The sequence below is a fragment of the Nonomuraea sp. NPDC049709 genome, assembly GCF_040674815.1.
Classification (GTDB): Bacteria; Actinomycetota; Actinomycetes; order Streptosporangiales; family Streptosporangiaceae; genus Nonomuraea.
Genome location: NZ_JBFANM010000040.1, coordinates 76,257 through 94,396, shown reverse-complemented (window position 1 = coordinate 94,396; position 18,140 = coordinate 76,257). Strand labels below are relative to the sequence as shown.

The window sequence follows — 18,140 nt, the reverse complement described above, 5'->3', positions numbered from 1 at the left end:
CCGGACATCAGGCCCCGGGGACGGAAGGTCCCGCCTCCAGGGATCCGGCGGGCTCGCTGTAGCCGATGCTGATCAGGCGGTCGCCGTCGAACGTGAGCGTGGTCAGGCTGGCCAGCGCGCACTGCCGGCGCCGCGGGTCGTGCCAGAGCCGGCGGCCCTCCGCGGCCGACCTGATCGCCCAGATCGGGAGCTGGTGGCTGACGAGCACCGTCTCGTGCCCGCGCGCCGCCGCCCTGGCCTCGTCGATGATCGACTTCATCCGCTTGACGATGACCGGGTACGCCTCGCCCCAGGACGGGCGCAGCGGATTCCAGAAATAGCGGTAGTTGCGCGGGTTGCGCAGCAGGGCCAGGCCCCGGCCCACCTCGCGTCCCTCCAGGAGGTTGCCGGCCTCGATCAGGCGAGCGTCCTGGGTGATCTCGAGGCCGAGCTTCTCCGCGAGCGGGGCCGCCGTCTCCAGCGCGCGTTCGAGCGGCGAGCTGTAGAGCGCGACGATGTCACGGCCCCCGACGGCCTTGGCGACCGTCTCGGCCATGAGCTGACCTGTCTCCGACAGGTGGTAGCCGGGCAGCCTGCCGTACAGGATGCCTCCGGGGTTATGCACCTCACCGTGGCGCAATAGGTGAACGACGGTGGTTTCAGCCATGGTGCGCACAGCCTATCCGCTCGCCCGAGCCTTACGGCCAGGCCCGCGCCGAAGATGTCAGTTCACGGCCCAGGCGTTTTCCTGCTTCCTGCTCACCTCGACCAGCGCCTCGACCATGGCCCTGATCGCGGGGCGGCGGGCGGCGTCCGTACGCCACACCGCGTAGATGCGCCGCGACTGGCGCGGCCGCAGCGGGATCAGCCGCACCCCGTCGGGCACGCAGTCGCGGCCCAGGCGCGGCACGATCGCGCAGCCCAGGCCCGCCGCCACCAGCGCGAGTTGGGTCGGGTACTCGTCGGCCATGCAGGCGATCACCGGCTCCAGCGAGGCGCTGCGCAGCGTGAACACCAGCCAGTCGTGGCAGACCGTGCCGGGCGAGGAGCTGATCCACTGCTCGCTCCGCAACGCGGACAGCTCGACCTCCCGCTCGCCGGCCATCGGGTGACCGGCCGGGACGGCGACGTCCGCCACATCGTCGAGCAGCGTGGCCTTGGACAGGCCCTCGGGGATGGCCATGGGCCGGTTGAGCCAGTCCTGGATGATGCCCAGGTCGAGCTCGCCCCTGGCCACCTCGCGTACGACCCGCTCGGGCTCGCGCTCGTTGAGCTGCACCCACAGATCGGGGTGGCGCTGCTTGAGCGAGACCAGCGCGCCGGGCATGAGGCCGCGCACGGCGGTGGGGAAGGCCGCGATGTTCAGGCGGCCCACGACCTCGCCGCGCAGCGCCTCGAAGTCGGCCTCGGCGGTCTCGACCAGGGCGAGGATGCGCTCGGCGTGCTCGGCCAGCAGCCCGGCGGCGTCCGTCAGCCGCACGCCGCGGCCGTTGCGCTCCATGAGCCGGGCGCCGGTCTCCCGCTCCAGCTTGGCGATCTGCTGGGAGACCGCCGAGGGGGTGACCATCAGCGCGTCGGCCGCCGCCCCGACCGACCCGTAGACGTGAACTGCGTGAAGAGCCTTGAGCCGGTTCAAGTCCAACATGTAAGCCAGCCTAAACGGTTTAGCGTAGAAAGTCTCGCTTGTCGTTGAATGTGTAGCGGATGAAAATAGTTGCATGAGAATCCTGAAGACGAAGAAGCAGCAGACCGGCTCCGTGTCGTACCTCAAGGCGCTCGCCGAGCAGGCTCGCGAGCAGCGGATCCGCTACCAGAAGCCCACTCGCTGAGTGAGCCCCCGCCACCTCGCCCTCGCCGTCGGCCTCGCGGCCGTGTGGGGCTTCAACTTCGTGGTCATGCAGGTCGGCCTGCGACACTTCCCGCCCCTGCTGTACGCGGGCGTCCGGTTCGCCATGGCCGCGTTCCCGGCCCTGCTGCTGGTGGGGCGGCCCGGAGTTGCCTGGCGCTGGGTCGCCGGGGTGGCGGCCACCATCGGGGTGGGCCAGTTCGGCCTGCTGCTCGTGGGGATGCGAGCGGGCATGCCGGCCGGCCTGACCTCTCTCGTCCTGCAGATGCAGGCGTTGTTCACCGTGGTGTTCGCGGTGACGCTGCTCGGGGAGCGGCTCACCGCCCGCCGCGTACTCGGGCTGGCCGTCGCGTTCGGCGGCCTGGCCCTGGTCGCCATCGACTTCGGCGTGTCGGGCCCGATCGGCGCCTTCGCGCTGTGCGTGGCCGCCGCGGCCGCCTGGGGCCTGGGCAACGTCGTCCAGCGCCGCGCCGCGCCACCCGACTCCCTGCGCTTCATGGTCTGGGTGAGCGCCTTCTCCGCGCCCCCGCTCCTGCTCCTGTCCCTGCTGGTGGAGGGCGCGCCCGTGCTGAACTCGCCGGCGGAGGGCTGGCTGTCGCTCCTGTACGTGGCCTTCGTCTCGACGCTGGGCGGCTTCGGCGTCTGGGGCTGGCTGCTGCGTCGCTACGACGCCTCGACCGTGGCGCCGTACACGCTGCTGGTGCCGGTGTTCGGCATGTCGTCGGCCGCGCTCGTGACGGGTGAGCCGCTGTCCTGGCTCAAACTGCTGGCGGCGGCACTCATCGTCTCCGGCGTCCTCTACGCCGGCACCAAGCCCCGCCGCGCACTCGCCCTCAGGTAAGTCGGCAGAGCATCGGCGGTTCAAGGAGCGGTGGACCCGCGAATCAGGGAGAATCGTGTCCGCGGAACAGGGAAAACCAGCCCCGCGAAACAGGGAAAAACCCCCCCGCGAAACTGGGAAACCGAACCCGCTGCACTGTCAATTCCCAGATGAGGGGCAGCATGGATCTTCTACCTCGGCTCGCGGCGGAGTCCCTCAAAGAACTCCTTGCAGAGCTAAGGGTGGTCATCATCAACGGGCCGCGCCAGGCCGGCAAGACGACGCTCTTGCAATCATGCCGAAGGTTCGGGGAGACCACGTTCGTCACCCTCGACGATCCTGCTGAACTCGCCATCGCCAAGGACGACCCTCGGACCTTCGCCCGGCGGCGACCGCGACCGGTGATCATCGATGAGATCCAGCGGGCAGGAGACCCGTTGATCTTGGCCATAAAGCAGGTCGTCGACGAGGACTGGTCTCCTGGCCAGTTCGTCCTATCCGGATCGACCCGATTTCTCAGCATCCCTACCGTCTCGGAGTCGCTAGCAGGTCGCGTGGCCTTCGTGGACCTCTGGCCGTTCGCCGTCAGCGAGCGGGCGGGCGGTGCCGGCGGATTCTGTGACCGCGCGTTCACCGCTCCGGAGTCCTTCACCGGTCAGGAGTCACCGTGGACCCGCGAGGACTACATTCAGCTCGTCAGCCGGGGCAGTTATCCCGAAGCCCTGCGACTGACGTCCCCAGTGGCTCTCCAGGCGTGGTTCCGCGGCTACCTGGACACCGTGATCTCCCGCGACATCCGCGAGTTCGCCCACGTCAACAAGGCTCAGGCGATACCGGATCTGATCGCACTCGTCGCGGCGCGGGCCGGCGGGCAACTCGTTCTCGCGCACATCGCGGAGGGTCTCGGACTCGATGTCGCAACCGTGCGCACATATCTCGCGTACCTGGAGACCGTCTTTCTCGTCTCCTCCGCACCAGCCTGGTCCAACAACCTGACCTCACGGGTGACGCATGCGCCCAAGACCTACGTGACCGACAGCGGGCTGGCCGCCCACTTGATGGACGTGGACGCCGAGTCGCTTCTCACGCCGGGCCATCCCGCTCTCGGCGGCCTTCTGGAGACCTTCGTCTTCGCCGAACTCGTCAAGCTCTCGACCTTCGCCCGGCGGCACGTCACCGTACGCCACTACCGGGACAGGGAGAAGCGGGAGATCGACTTCATCCTCGAACGCCGCGACGGCAGCGTGGTCGGCATCGAGGTCAAGGCGTCGGCCACCCCCAAGAGTGAGGACGCCAAGCATCTGCGCTGGCTGAGAGACAAGCTCGGCGACCGGTTCCAGGCCGGCTACGTCCTCCACCTCGGTCAGACGAATCTTCCCTCTGGAGACCGCATCTTCTTCTCACCCTTGTCGGCGCTGTGGGATCACACGGCACCTGACGCGCTCGCGCCGGCTCTCCCCACCCGTTAGAGCACCGCGGCGGCGGCCTTCGCGGCGGCCGGGAGGGCCTCGGCCACGCGGTTGAGCGCCTCGTCGTCGTGGGAGGCCGACAGGAACCACGCCTCATACGCCGACGGCGGCAGGTAGACGCCCTGGTCGAGCATGGCGTGGAAGAAGGCCGTGAACGCCGCCGTGTTCTGCGTCTTGGCCTCGGCGAAGCTCGTCACCTCGGCCTCGGTGAAGAAGATCGAGAACAGGCTGCCCGCCCGCTGCAGCCGGTGCGGCACGCCCGCCGCGGCGAGCGCCTCGGAGGCGGCCTGGCCGACGGTGAGCGCCGCGGTGTCCACCCGCGCGTACGCCTCCGTGTCCAGGGCGCGCAGCGTGGCCAGGCCGGCGGCGCAGGCCAGCGGGTTGCCCGACAGCGTGCCCGCCTGGTAGACGGGGCCCTCCGGCGCGAGGTAGGCCATGACGTCCGCCCGGCCGCCGAACGCCGCCGCGGGCAGGCCGCCGCCCATGACCTTGCCGAACGTCATCAGGTCGGCCTCCACCGGGTCCAGGCCGTACCAGCCCGCCGGCGAGACGCGGAAGCCGGTCAGCACCTCGTCCACGATGAGCAGCGCGCCGTTGGCCGTGCACAGCTCGCGCAGGCGCGCGTTGAAGCCGGCGCGCGGCGGGACGACGCCCATGTTCGCCGGGCACGCCTCCGTGATCACGCACGCGACGTCCGCCGCCGCGAACGCCTCCTCGACGGCCGCGACGTCGTTGTACGGCAGCACGATCGTGTCCGCCGCCGACGCCCCGGTCACACCGGGCGTGTCGGGCAGCCCGAACGTCACCACCCCGGACCCGGCCGAGGCCAGCAGCGCGTCCACGTGCCCGTGGTAGCAACCGGCGAACTTGATCACCTTGGACCGGCCGGTGAACCCCCTGGCCAGGCGCACGGCGCTCATCGTCGCCTCGGTGCCCGAGCTGACCAGGCGCACCTTCTCGACCGGCGCCACCCTGGCGACGATCTCCTCGGCCAGCTCGACCTCGCCCTGCGTGGCGGTGCCGTAGGAGAACCCGTTGGCCACGGCACCGGAGACGGCCTCGACGACCGCGGGGTGGCGGTGACCGAGGATCATCGGGCCCCAGGAGCAGACGAGGTCGACGTAGCGGTTGCCGTCGACGTCGGTGATGTAGGGGCCCTGGCCCGAGGCCATGAAACGCGGCGTGCCGCCCACCGCGCCGAACGCGCGCACCGGGGAGTTGACGCCTCCCGGCACGATCTGGCGGGCGCGGGCGAACAGGTCCTCGGAGTTCTGTGTACGGCTCACCCGATCCAGGTTAGCCGCGCCCGCCGCCGATCCCGGCAACGCCCCACACCCGCCACCCTGACCGGGCCCTTCGTGGCCCCGCCCCACCCTCCCTGACGTCTTCCGACCGTCCTTCCCCCTGATGCGCCTCCTGGCCTCCCCCTGACGCGCCTCCTGCGGACCGCCGCAGCGTGCGGCGACGGGCCCGGGCCCTGCGCGCGGCTCCGCCTATGCGCCTTCCGAGCACCCGGCTCCCGCGACGGGCCGGCGTGTCCGACCCCTCCTCAGGGGTGCCGCGCGGTCCCCACGCGCACGCGCCGGCCTGCCAGGGCCCGTCAGCGGCCGCCGCATCCCACGGAGCCCGATCCCGCCGCAACGGAGGGGAGTGGCGCGGAGCCCGGGGGCCCGCGAAGGCGGGGTGCGCGGAGGCCCGAGTGCCCGCGGAGGCCCGGCGGCCCACGGAAGGCGGGGGTGCACGGAAGGCGGGGGTGCACGGAAGGCGCGCTTGCCAGCAACGCCCAGGGGCGCCAGATGCCGGAGGGTGCCAGCGAAGCTGGGGGGTGCCACCTGAACCTTGAGGGGCGCGCAGAAGGCGAGGGCGCAGGCCCATGGGAAGCCGCGGAAGGGTCAGGGAGTCGCTGGTTCACGGCCGGGCGGGCGTGAACGGCGGGCGGGCGTGAACGGCGAGCGGGCGGGCGATGGGCCGCCGGGTGGTGGGCCGGGGTCAGTCGGCCAGCCACTCCAGGAGGCGCAGCGGGTCGGGCAAGGGGCGGCCGTCAGGGGGGCGGAGCCAGGTGACGGGCTGGCCGCTGGGCAGGGTGGACGGCGGCGCGAGGACGTAGCTGTCGCGGCAGTGCCACCGCAGCCCCGGCGTGTCGTCGATCGTCGCCGGGTCGCAGTCGAGCTGGCACGACCACCACTCGTCCTCGTCCTCGGGATTGCCCCGGGTGGCCACATAGAACAAGACCCGGTCGCCATTGGCGGCGACCGGGCCGGGATGGGCTCCCGCGGCGTCGATCCGGGTGAGGGCGGACAGGCCGACGGGGAGCGGTACGTCGAACACGTCGAACACGCGCCCCGTGGGCAGGATCACATTGGCCTCGGGCTCGGCCTGCCACCAGCGCGTGAGCAGGGCCGGGTCCGTGGTGGCCTGCATGTGCCAGGCGGGGGACAGCGGGTGGGCACCGGGGTCGGGACAGCCGACGCGGTCGCACGAGCAGGCGCGCGGCCCGTGCCGCAGCGGATAGGCGCCCGGCACGACGGGCCAGCCCATGGCTGCGTATTCGAGCACCGTCCCGATGCGTGTCGGCCGCGACCGCTTTTTGGTACGCCGAGCCAGTGGTACCCCCACCATGGTGTCTCCCGTCGAGTTCCCCGTGCCTGAGGAGGCCCCGGCTCCGGGCGTTGCGCACACGCGGGACACACCAGCACTTGTCATGCACTCTAACCCACAGGCCCCACGAGTTGACGGGAAACCCCTTGGTTAGAGCGTTCGCGCCACTTCCGTGGCCCAGTACGTGAGGATCAGGTCGGCCCCCGCCCGCTTGATCGCGACCAGCGACTCCATGATCATCCGCTGCCGGTCCACCCAGCCGTTGGCGGCCGCGGCCTCGATCATCGCGTATTCGCCGCTCACCTGGTAGGCGGCCACCGGCACGTCCACCTCGTCGCGGAAACGGGCGATGACGTCGAGGTAGGCCAGCGCCGGCTTGACCATGACGGCGTCGGCGCCCTCCGCCAGGTCGAGGCGCACCTCGCGCAGCGCCTCCTCCAGCGGCCCGGCCGGGTCCTGCTGGTGGGTGCTGCGGTCGCCGAACTGCGGCGCGCACTCGGCGGCGTCGCGGAACGGGCCGAAGAAGGCGGACGCATACTTGGCGGAATAGGCCAAAATCGGGATATTTCCGTAACCTGCCCCGTCCAGGGCCGCACGGATCGCCCCCACCTGGCCGTCCATCATCCCGCTCGGCGCCACCATCTGCGACCCGGCCTCGGCCTGGGCCACCGCGATCGAGGCGTACCGCTCCAGCGTGGCGTCGTTGTCCACGTCACCGGACGGGGTGAGGATGCCGCAGTGCCCGTTGTCGGTGAACTCGTCGAGGCAGGTGTCGGCCATCACCACGATGGAGTCGCCGACCTCGGCGGTCACGTCGCGCAGCGCCTTCTGCAGGATCCCGTCGGGATCGTCGGCGGCCGAGCCGCGGGCGTCCTTCACCGCCGGGATGCCGAACAACATCAGCCCGCCTACCCCGGCCTCGGCGGCCTCGTGGGCGGCCTTGCGCAGCGAGTCGCGGGTGTGCTGCACCACGCCGGGCATCGAGGCCACGGGGTGCGCCTCGGAGATGCCTTCCTTGACGAACATGGGCAGGATCAGGTCGGCGGCGTGCAGCCGGGTGCCCGCCACCATCCGGCGCAGGGCCGGGCTGCGGCGCAGTCGCCTCGGACGGGCGACGGGGTATTGCGCGCTCATTCGGCGCTCCTTCCGGGGTGTCGCACGCTCATTTGGCTCTCCTCCTGGCTCCCCGGCGGTTCTGCGAGGGCCGGCGCGGGGTGTCACCCACGGCCAGGGCCGCCTGGCGCTGCTTGGCTCCGTACTCGGCGACCGCGGCGGCCAGGGCGGAGGCGGACGGCTTGTCGGCCATGACGTCGACCCGGAGCCCGAACTCCTCGGCCGTCTTGGCCGTCTGCGGCCCGATGACCGCGATCACGGTCACGTTGTGCGGCTTTCCCGCGATGCCCACGAGGTTGCGCACGGTGGACGAGGACGTGAAGAGCACGGCGTCGAAGCCGCCGCCCTTGATGGCCTCGCGGATGGGCGCGGGCGGCGGGGCGGCCCGCACGGTGCGGTACGCGGTGACGTCGTCGCACTCCCAGCCCAGCTCGGTGAGCCCGGCCACGAGCGTGTCGGTGGAGATGTCGGCCCGCGGCAGCAGCACCCGGTTGATCGGGTCGAGCATCGAGTCGTACGGCGGCCACTCGGCCACCAGCCCCTCGGACGACTGCTCCCCCGAGGGCAGCAGGTCGGGCTTGACCCCGAACTCGACCAGGGCCCGCGCGGTCGCGTCGCCCACGGCCGCCACCTTGAGCCCGGCGAAGGCACGGGCGTCGAGACCGTATTCCTCGAACTTCTCGCGCACCGCCTTGACCGCGTTCGAGCTGGTGAAGGCCACCCACTCGTAGCGGCCGGTGACCAGGCCCTTGATCGCGCGGTCCATCTGCTGCGGCGTGCGGGGCGGCTCGACCGAGATGGTCGGCACCTCCTCGGGCACCGCGCCGTAGGCGATGAGCTGCTCGGACAGGCTGCGCGACTGCTCCTTCGTACGGGGCACCAGCACCCGCCACCCGAACAGCGGCTTGGTCTCGAACCACGACAGCTTGTCCCGCAGCCCCACGGCCTCGCCGACCACGATCAGCGCGGGCTCGGTGAACCCGGCGTGCTTGAGGTCGGCCTGCAGCCGGCCGAGCGAGGACACGACGGTGTACTGCTCGGTGGTGGTGCCGCCGCTGCTGACCGCGACGGGCGTGGTGTCGGGCTTGCCGCCGGAGACGAGGGCCTTGCCGATGGCCACGGCGTCGCCGATGCCGTTGTAGATCACCAGCGTGCCGCGGCAGGCGGCGTGGGCCGCCCAGTCCTGCTCCTGGGCCGCGTCGACGATCCGGAACTCGGGCACGGCGGTCGCCGGCGGGATGCCCGCGTAGGTGAGCACGGCGGTCGCGGGCGGCACACCGGGCACGATCTCGAAGTCCACCTCCGCCGCGGCACAGGCCGCCACCTCCTCGGTGATCGAGGAGAACAGCATGGGGTCGCCCTCGCACAGGCGCACCACGAGCTGCCCCCGTGCGGCGCGCTTGACGAAGTCGCCCTCGGCGACCTCGACGCCCGTGCGGCAGTGGCGCAGCAGCGGGGTCTGCGTCTCCGCGTCGAGCACCACCGCGTCGGCCTTGCCGAGCAGCTCGGCGGCGCGGAGGGTGAGCAGGTTGGGATCGCCGGGGCCCGCGCCCACGAACGCGACGAATCCGGAGGTTGGACTATCGGAGCTCAATGGGAATGCTCCCCCATCAATCTGTCGGCCCCTTCGGCGATCATCTCGGCCGCGAGGAGGCGGCCCAGGTTCGCTGCCTCCGAAGGAGAGCCGGCGGCGGACTTGCGGACCGCTTCGCGGCCGTCTATGGAGACGACCACTGCGGTCAGGTTCAGAGTGTGCCCGTCATCGGCCGCGAAAGCACCCACCGGTGCGGAGCACCCGGCCTCCAGGGCGGACAGCACGGCGCGTTCGGCGGTGACCGCGGAGCGCGTGGCCGGGTCGTCGAGCACGCGCAGGAACTCGATCAGGTCGGAGCGGTCGGAGCGGCACTCGACGGCCAGCGCGCCCTGGCCGGGCGCGGGCAGCAGCTCCTCGACCTCGAAGATCTGGGCGATGTCAGCGCTGCGGCCGATCCTGGTCAGGCCGGCCGAGGCCAGCACGACCGCGTCGAGCTCGCCCGAGGTGACCTTGCCGATGCGCGTGTCGGCGTTGCCGCGGATCGGGACGTATTCCAGGTCGGGGCGCAGCGCGCTGAGCATGGCCACGCGCCGGGGCGAGCCGGTGCCGACCCTGGCCCCGGGCGGCAGGTCCGCGAACTTGTGCATGCCGACCAGCGCGTCGCGGTGGTCGTGACGGGCCGGGATGGCGGCCAGCGTGAAGCGCGGGTCCTGCTTGGTCGGCAGGTCCTTCAGCGAGTGGACGGCGAAGTCGACCTCGTCCTCGATCAGCTTGTCGCGCAGCGCGCTGACGAACACGCCCGTGCCGCCGAGCTGCGCGAGGTGCGCCTTGGTCACGTCGCCGAAGGTCGTGATGCCGACCAGCTCCACCGCGCGCCCGGTGCGCTGGGTGTAGGCGTCGGCCACCATGCCGGACTGCGTGGTCGCCATGAGGCTGCGGCGGGTGCCGAGACGCAGGGTCCCCAACCGCGACATCACAGCTCCACCTCCCTCACGGCCTCGGGCATCTTCGGATCCAAATTGAACAACTCACGCAACGCTTCCGCATAATGATCGCCTCCTGGGCAGGTGGCGAGCTGCTTGACACGCACAGTCGGCTCGTGGAGCAGTTTGTCGACGACCCGCTGAACGGTCATGGCGACCTCGTCCTTGACCCGCTCGTCGAGGTCGGGCACGCGCATCAGCAGGCGGCCCAGCTCCGACTCGACCACGCTCGCCGCCTTGCTGCGCAGCGCCACCACGGTCGGGGTGACCTTGGCCGCCCGCTCGGCGTCGAGGTAGGCGCGCAGCTCCTCGGCGACGAGGGCGCGTACGGACTGCACGGCGTCGCCCTCGCGCGAGCCGATGCCCGACTCCTGGATCGTCTCCAGGTCCACCAGCGTGACGCCGGGGACGGCGCGCACGGCCGGGTCGATGTCGTGGGGCAGCGCCAGGTCCAGCAGGAACGCGGGCCGGCTCAGCATGCCGGGGGTGATGACATGGCGGCCGGCGCCGGTGCAGGTGATCACCAGGTCGGCCGTGGCCAGCTCGTCGGCCACGGCGGCGAACTCGACCGCCCGCCCGCCGACGGACTCGGCCAGCCGGGCGCCCCGCTCGTACGTACGGTTGGCCACGACGATGTCGGTGACCCCGGCGCGCGCCAGCGTGACGGCGGCCAGGGAGCTCATGGAGCCCGCGCCGACCACCAGGGCGCGCCGCCCGGCCAGGTCGCCCGCGAGGGCGAGGCCCGCGGAGACGAGGGAGGCGCCGTGCTTGTCGATGCCGGTGTCGTGGTGCGCCCGCTTGCCGACCCGCAGCGCCTGCTGGACCAGGTCGTTGAGGGTGGCGCCCACCGTGCCCTGCCGCTGGGCCAGCTTGAGCGCCTGGCGGACCTGCCCGAGGATCTGGCCCTCGCCGACGACCATGGAGTCGAGGCCGCACACGACGGAGAACAGGTGCTCGACCGCCCGCTCCTCGTAGTGCACGTAGAAGTGCGGCGTCAGCTCGTCGACCGGGACGCCCGAGTGCACGCCCAGCAGGTTGCTGATGGCGGTCACGGCGGCGTGGAAGCGGTCGACCGTGACGTAGACCTCGACCCGGTTGCAGGTCGAGACCACCATGGCCTCCGCGACGCAGGGGTCGCTCTGCACGTCGTGCAGGAGCTTGATGAGCGCGTCGCCCGTCATCGAGACGCGCTCGAGAAGAGCCACCGGCGCGGTTCGGTGGCTTAGTCCGATAGACAGAACACTCATTGACTGTCCACCGCCATGAGTGGCCCCCCAGCCTTGCGTTGCTCGTGGAACGCGAGAATCTGCAGTTCGATTGATAGGTCGACTTTACGGACATCGACGCTGTCCGGTACGGAAAGTACGACTGGCGCGAAGTTCAGGATGCTGGTTACGCCCACGGCGACCACGCGATCGCAGACCTTCTGCGCCGCTGCCGCCGGTGTCGCCAGAACCACGATCGAGACTCCACGCCGCTTGATGACGGCTTCCAGTTCGTCGATGTGCTCCACATTCAATCCCGCGATGGTGTCGCCCACGACTTCGGGGTCGGCGTCCACGAGCGCCGCGACCCGGAAGCCCCTGGAGACGAAACCGCCGTAGTTGGCCAGCGCGCGACCGAGGTTACCGACTCCGACGATCGCGACCGCCCAGTCTTGCGTCAGGCCGAGCTCGCGGGAGATCTGGTAGACGAGGTATTCGACGTCATAGCCTACGCCGCGGGTGCCGTAGGAGCCGAGGTGCGACAGGTCCTTGCGCAATTTGGCGGAGTTGACGCCGGCCGCCACGGCCAGGTCCTCCGAGCTGACGGTCGCGACGCCCCGCTCCGCCATCCCGTGCAGCGCCCGGAGGTACAACGGAAGCCTGGCGACCGTCGCCTCGGGTATACCGCGGTCACGGGGCTGGGACGGGCTCTTCACGTGCCGGTGCTCCAGGGGACGGGCGGCTTGGGGACCGCGTGACGGGAATCGAACCGTCTTTCAGGTTAATCCCTTTGTGAACCGATGCACAAAGTCAGCGGGGTACGGTTGCGTTATGCATCGCATCACGTTGCTCGGCAAGCCCGGCTGTCACTTGTGTGACGACGCGCGAGAGATCATCGCGAGGGTCGCGGGCGAGCTCGGCGTGCCGTGGGAGGAGGTCAGCATCGACTCCTCCGACGAGCTCAAGGAGAAATACTGGGAGATGATCCCGGTCACGCTGATCGACGGCGTGCAGCACGACTTCTGGCGCGTCGACGAGAGCCGCCTGCGCGCCGCGCTCACCACCTGAGCGGGCTCAGTACATCGCGGTGGGCAGCGGCACCACCTTCGCGGCGTTGACGGTGAGCTCGATCACATTGGTGGCCAGCACCATGGCCTGCCGTTCGTTGACGAACCTCTCCACGTGCGGCTGCCGCTGGTGGTCGCGGTAGGCGACCTCGTCGCGGTAGAGCTCGTAGACGATTCGCTGCAGCGGCGCCGACTTCACCGCGTGGCAGGCGTAGACCAGCGTGTCCGGCTCGCCGCGACGCACGGCCTCGACGGTCGCCTCGGCCAGGCGGTCGAACGCGTCGCCGGCCCCGTCCATGATCGTGAAGACCGTGAGCAGGCCGTAGATGGTCGGTGAGGGCTTGCCGGAGGCGGGCTGCTGCCGCGGCGCGGGCGAGAACACGTCGGCGCCGGGGAAGACAGCTCCCGTCCCGGGCACGGCGTAGTCGGGGCGCTGGGGCGGGGCGCCGTTCATGATGTAGCCGGTCGAGGGGCCCGCGTCGGGCGGCGGGGCCATGCGGGCGGCGTAGTCGACCTCCTGGTCGCCCGCGCGGTATTCGGCCACCAGGTCCCCCAGCCCGGACGCCCGGCGCGGCGGCGCGGGCGGCAGGTCGGCGGCGGGCACGGGCTCGGGCATGCCCATCGGCTTGGGCCTCTCGTCACGGAACATCGGGCGGTCGCCGACCGGCATCTGGCGCTCGTCCAGGGGCATGGGCCGCTCCTCGCGGTGCTGGGCACGCTCGTCGCGGCGCTGAGAGCGCTCGTCACGGCGCGCGGGCCGCTCGTCGCTGTCAGGACCGAAGTCGTCCTCGTCGTCGTCCTCGTACGGCGCCAGCGGCCGCAGCACGGTGTACCAGACCGCGGCCCCGGCCACGGCCAGCAGCGCCGTGGTGAACAGCGCCGGCACCGGGAACCTCATCGCGCCCACGAGCGCCAGCCCCGACGGGACGATGACGACGGTCGCGTGCAGGTTGTCGGTGTCGTATTCGTCACCGCTGCGCCACTTGAGCCCCGCCACGACCAGCATCGCCAGCATGACCAGCACGGCGACGGCGTGCACGCCGATCAGCAGGTAGCCGGGCGGGATGTTCCAGTGGTTCGCGGCGGAGGGCAGGGACTTGCCCATGTCCGTGTTCTTCAGCGGGTCGAAGACCATGATCACGGCGGCGACGACGGTCAGCGCGATGCCGAGCAGCCACGCCAGGAACCTGGGCGGCACCTTCTCCGACAGCAGCTGCACGAGCCCGATGGCCAGCCAGAGCGGCGCCAGCAGCGATCCGGTCACCTGGTAGATCCGGAAGGTGACCTCGCCGAAGCCCATGAGGTAGCCGATGCCGATCACGACCAGTGAGAGGCAAAGGGCCACGACTGCAACGGTCCAGGCGATCAACCACCCCTCGGGCTCGTCGCGCAGTCGTTGGATCAGGGCACCTGCCGCGATCGCGGCCAGGAGCGCACCGGCAAGAGCTATGACAGCAACGAGGATCTCCATGGTGACTCCAATGCTGCCGGACGATGCCTCCCAGCCGGTAGCCGAAGAGGGAACGGGTCGGTCCAACACGGTATCCGCCGATTACGCCTAGTCATGCCAGGACGATGTGGATTGTGAATTTTCCGGTTGATTTCTAGAGTGTTCGAGCACGCCGCACCCCTTACCCCTAGGGATACCGGATGCCTGACTCGTCGCCGTTCGCCGGGCTGCTGGCGCCAGCGGTCGCTGGACCTGCCCGGACGGGCGAGCTCGCCGTGCGCGAGGACGTCCGTGACAGCGGGCGTGAAGACGTGCGCGAAGACGCGCGGGACGGCGTGCCCGACGACCTGCGTACGCTGGTGATGCACGCCAAGAACGGATGCACGCAGTCCTTTGGCACGCTCTATGACCGCTACGTCGACCTCGTCTACCGCTACATCTACTTCCGCGTGGGCTCCCACCCGCTGGCCGAGGACCTCACCAGCGAGACGTTCCTGCGCGCGCTGCGCAGGATCGGCGACTTCACCTGGCAGGGCCGCGACTTCGGGGCCTGGCTCGTGACCATCGCGAGGAACCTGGTGACCGACCACTTCAAGTCCGGGCGCTACCGGCTGGAGGTGCCGACCGGAGAGGTGATCGACGTTCCGCTCGACGGCTCCCACATCCCCGAGAACGCCGTGGTCACGGCCATCATCAACGACCGCGTGCTGCGTGCCGTACGCGATCTCAATCCCGAACAACAGGAATGCGTGGTCCTGCGCTTCCTGCACGGCCTCTCGCTCGCGGAAACCGCGCTGATCATGGGGAAGAAGAGTGGAGCGATCAAAGCGCTGCAGTTCCGGGCCGTACGGGCGCTGGCCAGGGCTCTCAAGCACGACCTGGCGTAACCTCCGCCATCGGCCCCTCGTTAGGCAAGTGTCATGGCCTGGTCGGTCAGGGAGCTGTCATGAGTAGTGCGCGCAGGCGGCGGGAGCGCGTGCTCGAACACCTCACGGAGCTGAGGGAGCTGCCGCTCGGCGGCGCGCCGGAGCCTGCCTTCAGGGACCGGCTGCGCGCCGAGCTGCTGTCCGGCGCGCTCGCCGAGGAGCGGGAGGCGCCGGCCGCGCCGGCGCGCCACCGCCGCCCGGCCCGGCGCCGGCCGCTGCTGTCCCAGCTCGCCGCCGTGGGGCTGGCGGCGGCCATGATGGTCTCCTCCTTCGCCACCTACCGGGCGGTGCCGGGTGATTCGCTCTACCCGCTCAAGCGCGCCGCCGAGAGCACGCTCGTCCGCCTCAGCACCGACGACGCCGAACGCGGCGAGCGCGAGCTCGCCTCGGCCAAGACCCGCGCCAAGGAGGTCGCCAGCCTGCTCGGCTCGTCCACCGACGGCCCGCTGATCGACAAGACGCTGGAGGACATGGAGGAGTCGACGCGGGCGGGCATCAGCCGCCTCGAACGGACCGAACCGCGCTCACCGAAGATCAAGACTTTCGCGCGGGACCAGAAGGAGACCGTCAAGCCGATGCTCCAGCAGCTCAACGAGGATCAGCTGGCCCAGGCGGAGGGGTACCTCGACTACATCGAGGGTCTGGTCGCCCCTGAGTAGGAAAGTAAGCTGAAGCCCATGTGGCGGCTTATGCGACGACGACAGGAAGTCCGGCCGGAGGTCGCCGGTGAGGCCGCGGCGCGAGCGGCGGTCACCGTCGCCCCGGTCGCCCCGGTCGAGCCCGACCTGCAGGCCGCGGCCTTCTTCGACGTGGACAACACGATGATGCGCGGCGCGTCGATCTACCACTTCGCCCGCGGGCTGGCCACCCGCGGCCTGTTCACGACGTCCGACCTGTTCAAGTTCGCCATCGGGCAGGCGGTGTTCCGGCTGCGGGGCAACGAGAACCCCGAGCACATCGCGGTGGCCAGGGAGACGGCGCTGGCCTTCGTCGCCGGCGCCAAGGTCGACGACGTCGTACGCCTCGGCGAGGAGATCTACGACGAGGTCATGGCCGACCGCATCTGGGGCGGCACCCGCGCCCTCGCCCAGAGCCACCTCGACGCCGGCCAGCGGGTCTGGCTGGTCACCGCCACGCCGATCGAGCTGTCCAGGGTCATCGCGCAGCGGCTCGGCCTGACGGGCGCGCTCGGCACGGTCGCCGAGACCAGCAACGGCGTCTACACCGGGCGGCTGGTCGGCGACCTGCTGCACGGACCCGCCAAGGCCGAGGCCGTGCGCGCGCTGGCCCGCCGGGAGGGGCTGGACCTGACGCGGTGCACGGCCTACAGCGACTCGGCCAACGACCTGCCCATGCTGTCGCTGGTCGGCAACGCGGTGGCGATCAACCCGGACAGCGAGCTGCGCGAGCACGCCAGGAAGCACGACTGGCCGATCAAGGACTTCCGCACGGGCCGCAAGGCCACGCTCACGGCCCTGCCCATCGCGGCAGGCGTCGGGGCGGTCGCCGGCGGCGTGGCGGCGGGCCTGGCCCTGCGCCGCCACTACCGCCGGTCCTGAGCTACTCCTTCAGCGACTCGAACAGCTGGTCCGCCTCCGGCTGCGCCCACTCGATCCGGTTCCTGTCCTTCGCGTGCGGCTTCCAGGGCACCGCCAGGAAGGTCATCTTGGTGCCGGCCAGCTGCGTGCCCAGCTCGTACATCTCCTCCAGGCTGAGATCGGTCCTCACCTTCTGGCGCAGCACGGCGAGCAGGTCCTTGAGCTTGCCGGGCTCGGCGACCACCCGCTGCGCCTTCTTCAGCATCGCCAGCACGACCGTCTGCTGCCGCTTCAGCCGCGCGATGTCGGAGCCGTCCCCGTAGCCGCGCAGGCGCACGTAGCCGAGGGCCCGCTCGCCGTCGAGCACCTGCTCGCCCGCGGAGAGCCGCAGCTTGGAGGCCCGGTCGTCCACCGGCTCGGGCACCTTGACGGTCACGCCCCCGAGCGCGTCCACCATGTCCTTGAAGCCGGCGAAGTCCACGTCGATCGTGTAGTCCAGGCGCAGGCCCGTCAGCTTCTCCAGCGTCGTCCTGAGGCACGCGGCGCCACCCTTGGCGTACGCCGAGTTGATCATGTCGATCCGGGCCGGCTCCGAGCCGCAGGGCGCGATCCGCACCATCGAGTCGCGCGAGATGCTGACCGCCGTGGCCCTGCCCCGGTCGGCCGGCACGTGCACGATCATGATCGTGTCGGAGCGCTGGCCCGCGTCCTGGCTCCGCGGGCCGTACTTGGCGTTTCCCGCGCCCTGCCGCGAGTCCGAGCCGATCACCAGCACGTTCCTGGCGCCGCTCACGTCCGCCCGATCGGCCCCGGCCGGCGGCGCGGCCGTGTGCCGGGTGCCGATGAGCACCGTGGGCACCGCGACGGCGGTGGCCGTGGCGGCGGCCACGAGGCCGGCCGTCCACCAGCCCGTCCACCTGCGCCGGGGGCGGGCGCGCAGGAAGCGGTGCCGCTGGCGGGCGAGGGTCGCGGGCGGTTCGTGCTCCAGCTCTCCCCCGAGGTCCCGGAGCAGCTTCAGGTCGTCCATCGTCACTCCTCCTCCATCGGGTTGGCGTCGCCGAGCGCGGCACGTACCTTCCGCCTGCCCCTGTTGAGGCGGGAGCGCACGGTTCCGACGGGGATGCCGAGCGCTCGCGCGACCTCCTCGTACGTGAGATCGCCCCAGGCGATCAGCAGCAGGACGTCGCGGTCCTTGGCGGGGAGCGCGGCCAGCGCGCCGGCCAGCTCCGCGCGGACGGCCTGGGCGGTCACCCCGGCCGCCACCCGGTCGGCGGGCGACTCCACCTCGGAGTCGACAGGGGCGCGCAGGAGGGCCCGGTAGCGGGCCGCCTCCGTGCGGTGGTGCCGGGAGACGAGCTTGGTCAGGATGCCGAACAGCCAGGGCCGGGCGTCCGGGTACGCCAGGTCGTAGCTCCTCCTCCGGGAGAAGGCGACCAGGAAGGTCTCCCCGACGAGGTCCTCGGCGGGCTCGGGGCCGAGGCGTTTGGAGACGTACCTGTAGAGCATGGCGGAGTAGCGGTCGAAGAGCTCGGCGAACGCCTCGGGCTCGGTCCACGAGGCGCTCACGAGCTCCGAGTCCGCACCCTTGACGGCGGGTTGCGTGATCATCTCC

At 71.0% G+C, this 18,140-nt stretch carries 18 protein-coding genes; 6 read left to right on the top strand and 12 right to left on the bottom strand.

The features are described 5' to 3' along the window. Positions 1-7 precede the first annotated feature (7 nt). Complete coding sequence (locus tag AB0J69_RS34925; protein WP_364126290.1) at positions 8-646, bottom strand: histidine phosphatase family protein; 639 nt, start codon at positions 644-646, stop codon at positions 8-10. Positions 647-703: 57 nt separating this feature from the next. Continuing rightward, positions 704-1,624, bottom strand: coding sequence for a LysR family transcriptional regulator (locus AB0J69_RS34920; RefSeq protein ID WP_364126288.1), 921 nt, complete (start codon positions 1,622-1,624; stop codon positions 704-706). A 184-nt stretch (positions 1,625-1,808) separates the two neighbouring features. Between AB0J69_RS34920 and AB0J69_RS34915 the strand changes: the two genes are divergently transcribed. Together AB0J69_RS34915 and AB0J69_RS34910 are read left to right on the top strand one after the other, a co-directional pair. Continuing rightward, a complete protein-coding gene (locus AB0J69_RS34915; protein ID WP_364126286.1) occupies positions 1,809-2,666 on the top strand; it encodes an EamA family transporter in 858 nt (285 codons plus the stop codon). Positions 2,667-2,815: 149 nt separating this feature from the next. Further along, a complete protein-coding gene (locus tag AB0J69_RS34910; protein ID WP_364126283.1) occupies positions 2,816-4,114 on the top strand; it encodes an ATP-binding protein in 1,299 nt (432 codons plus the stop codon). Here the strand turns inward: AB0J69_RS34910 and hemL are convergent. From hemL to AB0J69_RS34875, 7 genes are all read right to left on the bottom strand, one after another. Then, positions 4,111-5,400 (bottom strand): glutamate-1-semialdehyde 2,1-aminomutase, encoded by a 1,290-nt coding sequence (gene hemL, locus AB0J69_RS34905; protein ID WP_364126281.1) that lies wholly within the window; start codon positions 5,398-5,400, stop codon positions 4,111-4,113. The genes AB0J69_RS34910 and hemL overlap by 4 nt on opposite strands. Positions 5,401-6,103: 703 nt before the next feature. After that, complete coding sequence (locus AB0J69_RS34900) at positions 6,104-6,733, bottom strand: bifunctional DNA primase/polymerase (protein WP_364126278.1); 630 nt, start codon at positions 6,731-6,733, stop codon at positions 6,104-6,106. A gap of 129 nt (positions 6,734-6,862) precedes the next feature. Then, positions 6,863-7,846: a porphobilinogen synthase gene (gene hemB / locus AB0J69_RS34895; RefSeq protein WP_364126275.1), complete on the bottom strand. Its 984-nt coding sequence runs from the start codon at positions 7,844-7,846 to the stop codon at positions 6,863-6,865. Between the two features lie 28 nt (positions 7,847-7,874). Continuing rightward, complete coding sequence (locus AB0J69_RS34890; RefSeq protein ID WP_364126272.1) at positions 7,875-9,419, bottom strand: bifunctional uroporphyrinogen-III C-methyltransferase/uroporphyrinogen-III synthase; 1,545 nt, start codon at positions 9,417-9,419, stop codon at positions 7,875-7,877. Continuing rightward, complete coding sequence (gene hemC, locus AB0J69_RS34885) at positions 9,416-10,333, bottom strand: hydroxymethylbilane synthase (protein WP_364126269.1); 918 nt, start codon at positions 10,331-10,333, stop codon at positions 9,416-9,418. Before hemC ends, AB0J69_RS34890 begins: the two co-directional genes overlap by 4 nt. Next, positions 10,333-11,589, bottom strand: coding sequence for a glutamyl-tRNA reductase (locus tag AB0J69_RS34880; protein WP_364126267.1), 1,257 nt, complete (start codon positions 11,587-11,589; stop codon positions 10,333-10,335). Before AB0J69_RS34880 ends, hemC begins: the two co-directional genes overlap by 1 nt. Beyond that, positions 11,586-12,263, bottom strand: a complete 678-nt coding sequence (locus tag AB0J69_RS34875; RefSeq protein WP_364126264.1) for a redox-sensing transcriptional repressor Rex — start codon at positions 12,261-12,263, stop codon at positions 11,586-11,588. The genes AB0J69_RS34880 and AB0J69_RS34875 overlap by 4 nt, the downstream gene beginning before the upstream one ends. Before the next feature lie 115 nt (positions 12,264-12,378). Between AB0J69_RS34875 and AB0J69_RS34870 the strand changes: the two genes are divergently transcribed. Continuing rightward, a complete protein-coding gene (locus AB0J69_RS34870; RefSeq protein WP_364126262.1) occupies positions 12,379-12,615 on the top strand; it encodes a glutaredoxin family protein in 237 nt (78 codons plus the stop codon). 6 nt (positions 12,616-12,621) lie between these two features. Here AB0J69_RS34870 and AB0J69_RS34865 read toward each other — a convergent pair whose 3' ends face one another. Further along, positions 12,622-14,085 carry an antibiotic biosynthesis monooxygenase gene (locus tag AB0J69_RS34865; protein WP_364126260.1) on the bottom strand — a complete coding sequence of 488 codons (1,464 nt, stop codon included), beginning with the start codon at positions 14,083-14,085 and terminating at the stop codon, positions 12,622-12,624. Positions 14,086-14,264: 179 nt separating this feature from the next. On the opposite strand from AB0J69_RS34865, the gene AB0J69_RS34860 reads away from it, so the two are divergent. The 3 genes from AB0J69_RS34860 to AB0J69_RS34850 are packed head-to-tail and all read left to right on the top strand — an operon-like array spanning position 14,265 to position 16,549. Then, the gene (locus AB0J69_RS34860) at positions 14,265-14,951 is read left to right on the top strand and encodes a sigma-70 family RNA polymerase sigma factor (protein ID WP_364126257.1); all 687 of its coding nucleotides are present in this window, start codon (positions 14,265-14,267) and stop codon (positions 14,949-14,951) included. A gap of 59 nt (positions 14,952-15,010) precedes the next feature. Continuing rightward, complete coding sequence (locus tag AB0J69_RS34855) at positions 15,011-15,649, top strand: DUF5667 domain-containing protein (protein ID WP_364126254.1); 639 nt, start codon at positions 15,011-15,013, stop codon at positions 15,647-15,649. Positions 15,650-15,679: 30 nt separating this feature from the next. Next, a complete protein-coding gene (locus AB0J69_RS34850; RefSeq protein WP_364126252.1) occupies positions 15,680-16,549 on the top strand; it encodes an HAD-IB family hydrolase in 870 nt (289 codons plus the stop codon). 1 nt (position 16,550) lies between these two features. Here the strand turns inward: AB0J69_RS34850 and AB0J69_RS34845 are convergent, their stop codons facing one another. Then, the gene (locus AB0J69_RS34845; protein ID WP_364126250.1) at positions 16,551-17,555 is read right to left on the bottom strand and encodes an LCP family protein; all 1,005 of its coding nucleotides are present in this window, start codon (positions 17,553-17,555) and stop codon (positions 16,551-16,553) included. Positions 17,556-17,557: 2 nt separating this feature from the next. Beyond that, positions 17,558-18,136, bottom strand: coding sequence for an RNA polymerase sigma factor (locus tag AB0J69_RS34840; protein WP_364126247.1), 579 nt, complete (start codon positions 18,134-18,136; stop codon positions 17,558-17,560). Positions 18,137-18,140 lie beyond the last annotated feature (4 nt).

What these genes read in the sequence shown, in the direction of transcription:
- AB0J69_RS34920 (WP_364126288.1), bottom strand. Translation starts at nt 1,624, where the DNA reads ATGTTGGACTTGAACCGGCTCAAGGCTCTTCACGCAGTTCACGTCTAC.
- hemC (WP_364126269.1), bottom strand. Translation starts at nt 10,333, where the DNA reads ATGTCGCGGTTGGGGACCCTGCGTCTCGGCACCCGCCGCAGCCTCATG.
- AB0J69_RS34865 (WP_364126260.1), bottom strand. Translation starts at nt 14,085, where the DNA reads ATGGAGATCCTCGTTGCTGTCATAGCTCTTGCCGGTGCGCTCCTGGCC.
- AB0J69_RS34855 (WP_364126254.1), top strand. Translation starts at nt 15,011, where the DNA reads ATGAGTAGTGCGCGCAGGCGGCGGGAGCGCGTGCTCGAACACCTCACG.
- hemB (WP_364126275.1), bottom strand. Translation starts at nt 7,846, where the DNA reads ATGAGCGCGCAATACCCCGTCGCCCGTCCGAGGCGACTGCGCCGCAGC.
- AB0J69_RS34850 (WP_364126252.1), top strand. Translation starts at nt 15,680, where the DNA reads ATGCGACGACGACAGGAAGTCCGGCCGGAGGTCGCCGGTGAGGCCGCG.
- AB0J69_RS34860 (WP_364126257.1), top strand. Translation starts at nt 14,265, where the DNA reads ATGCCTGACTCGTCGCCGTTCGCCGGGCTGCTGGCGCCAGCGGTCGCT.
- AB0J69_RS34845 (WP_364126250.1), bottom strand. Translation starts at nt 17,555, where the DNA reads ATGGACGACCTGAAGCTGCTCCGGGACCTCGGGGGAGAGCTGGAGCAC.
- AB0J69_RS34900 (WP_364126278.1), bottom strand. Translation starts at nt 6,733, where the DNA reads ATGGTGGGGGTACCACTGGCTCGGCGTACCAAAAAGCGGTCGCGGCCG.
- AB0J69_RS34925 (WP_364126290.1), bottom strand. Translation starts at nt 646, where the DNA reads ATGGCTGAAACCACCGTCGTTCACCTATTGCGCCACGGTGAGGTGCAT.
- AB0J69_RS34880 (WP_364126267.1), bottom strand. Translation starts at nt 11,589, where the DNA reads ATGAGTGTTCTGTCTATCGGACTAAGCCACCGAACCGCGCCGGTGGCT.
- AB0J69_RS34840 (WP_364126247.1), bottom strand. Translation starts at nt 18,136, where the DNA reads ATGATCACGCAACCCGCCGTCAAGGGTGCGGACTCGGAGCTCGTGAGC.
- AB0J69_RS34870 (WP_364126262.1), top strand. Translation starts at nt 12,379, where the DNA reads ATGCATCGCATCACGTTGCTCGGCAAGCCCGGCTGTCACTTGTGTGAC.
- AB0J69_RS34910 (WP_364126283.1), top strand. Translation starts at nt 2,816, where the DNA reads ATGAGGGGCAGCATGGATCTTCTACCTCGGCTCGCGGCGGAGTCCCTC.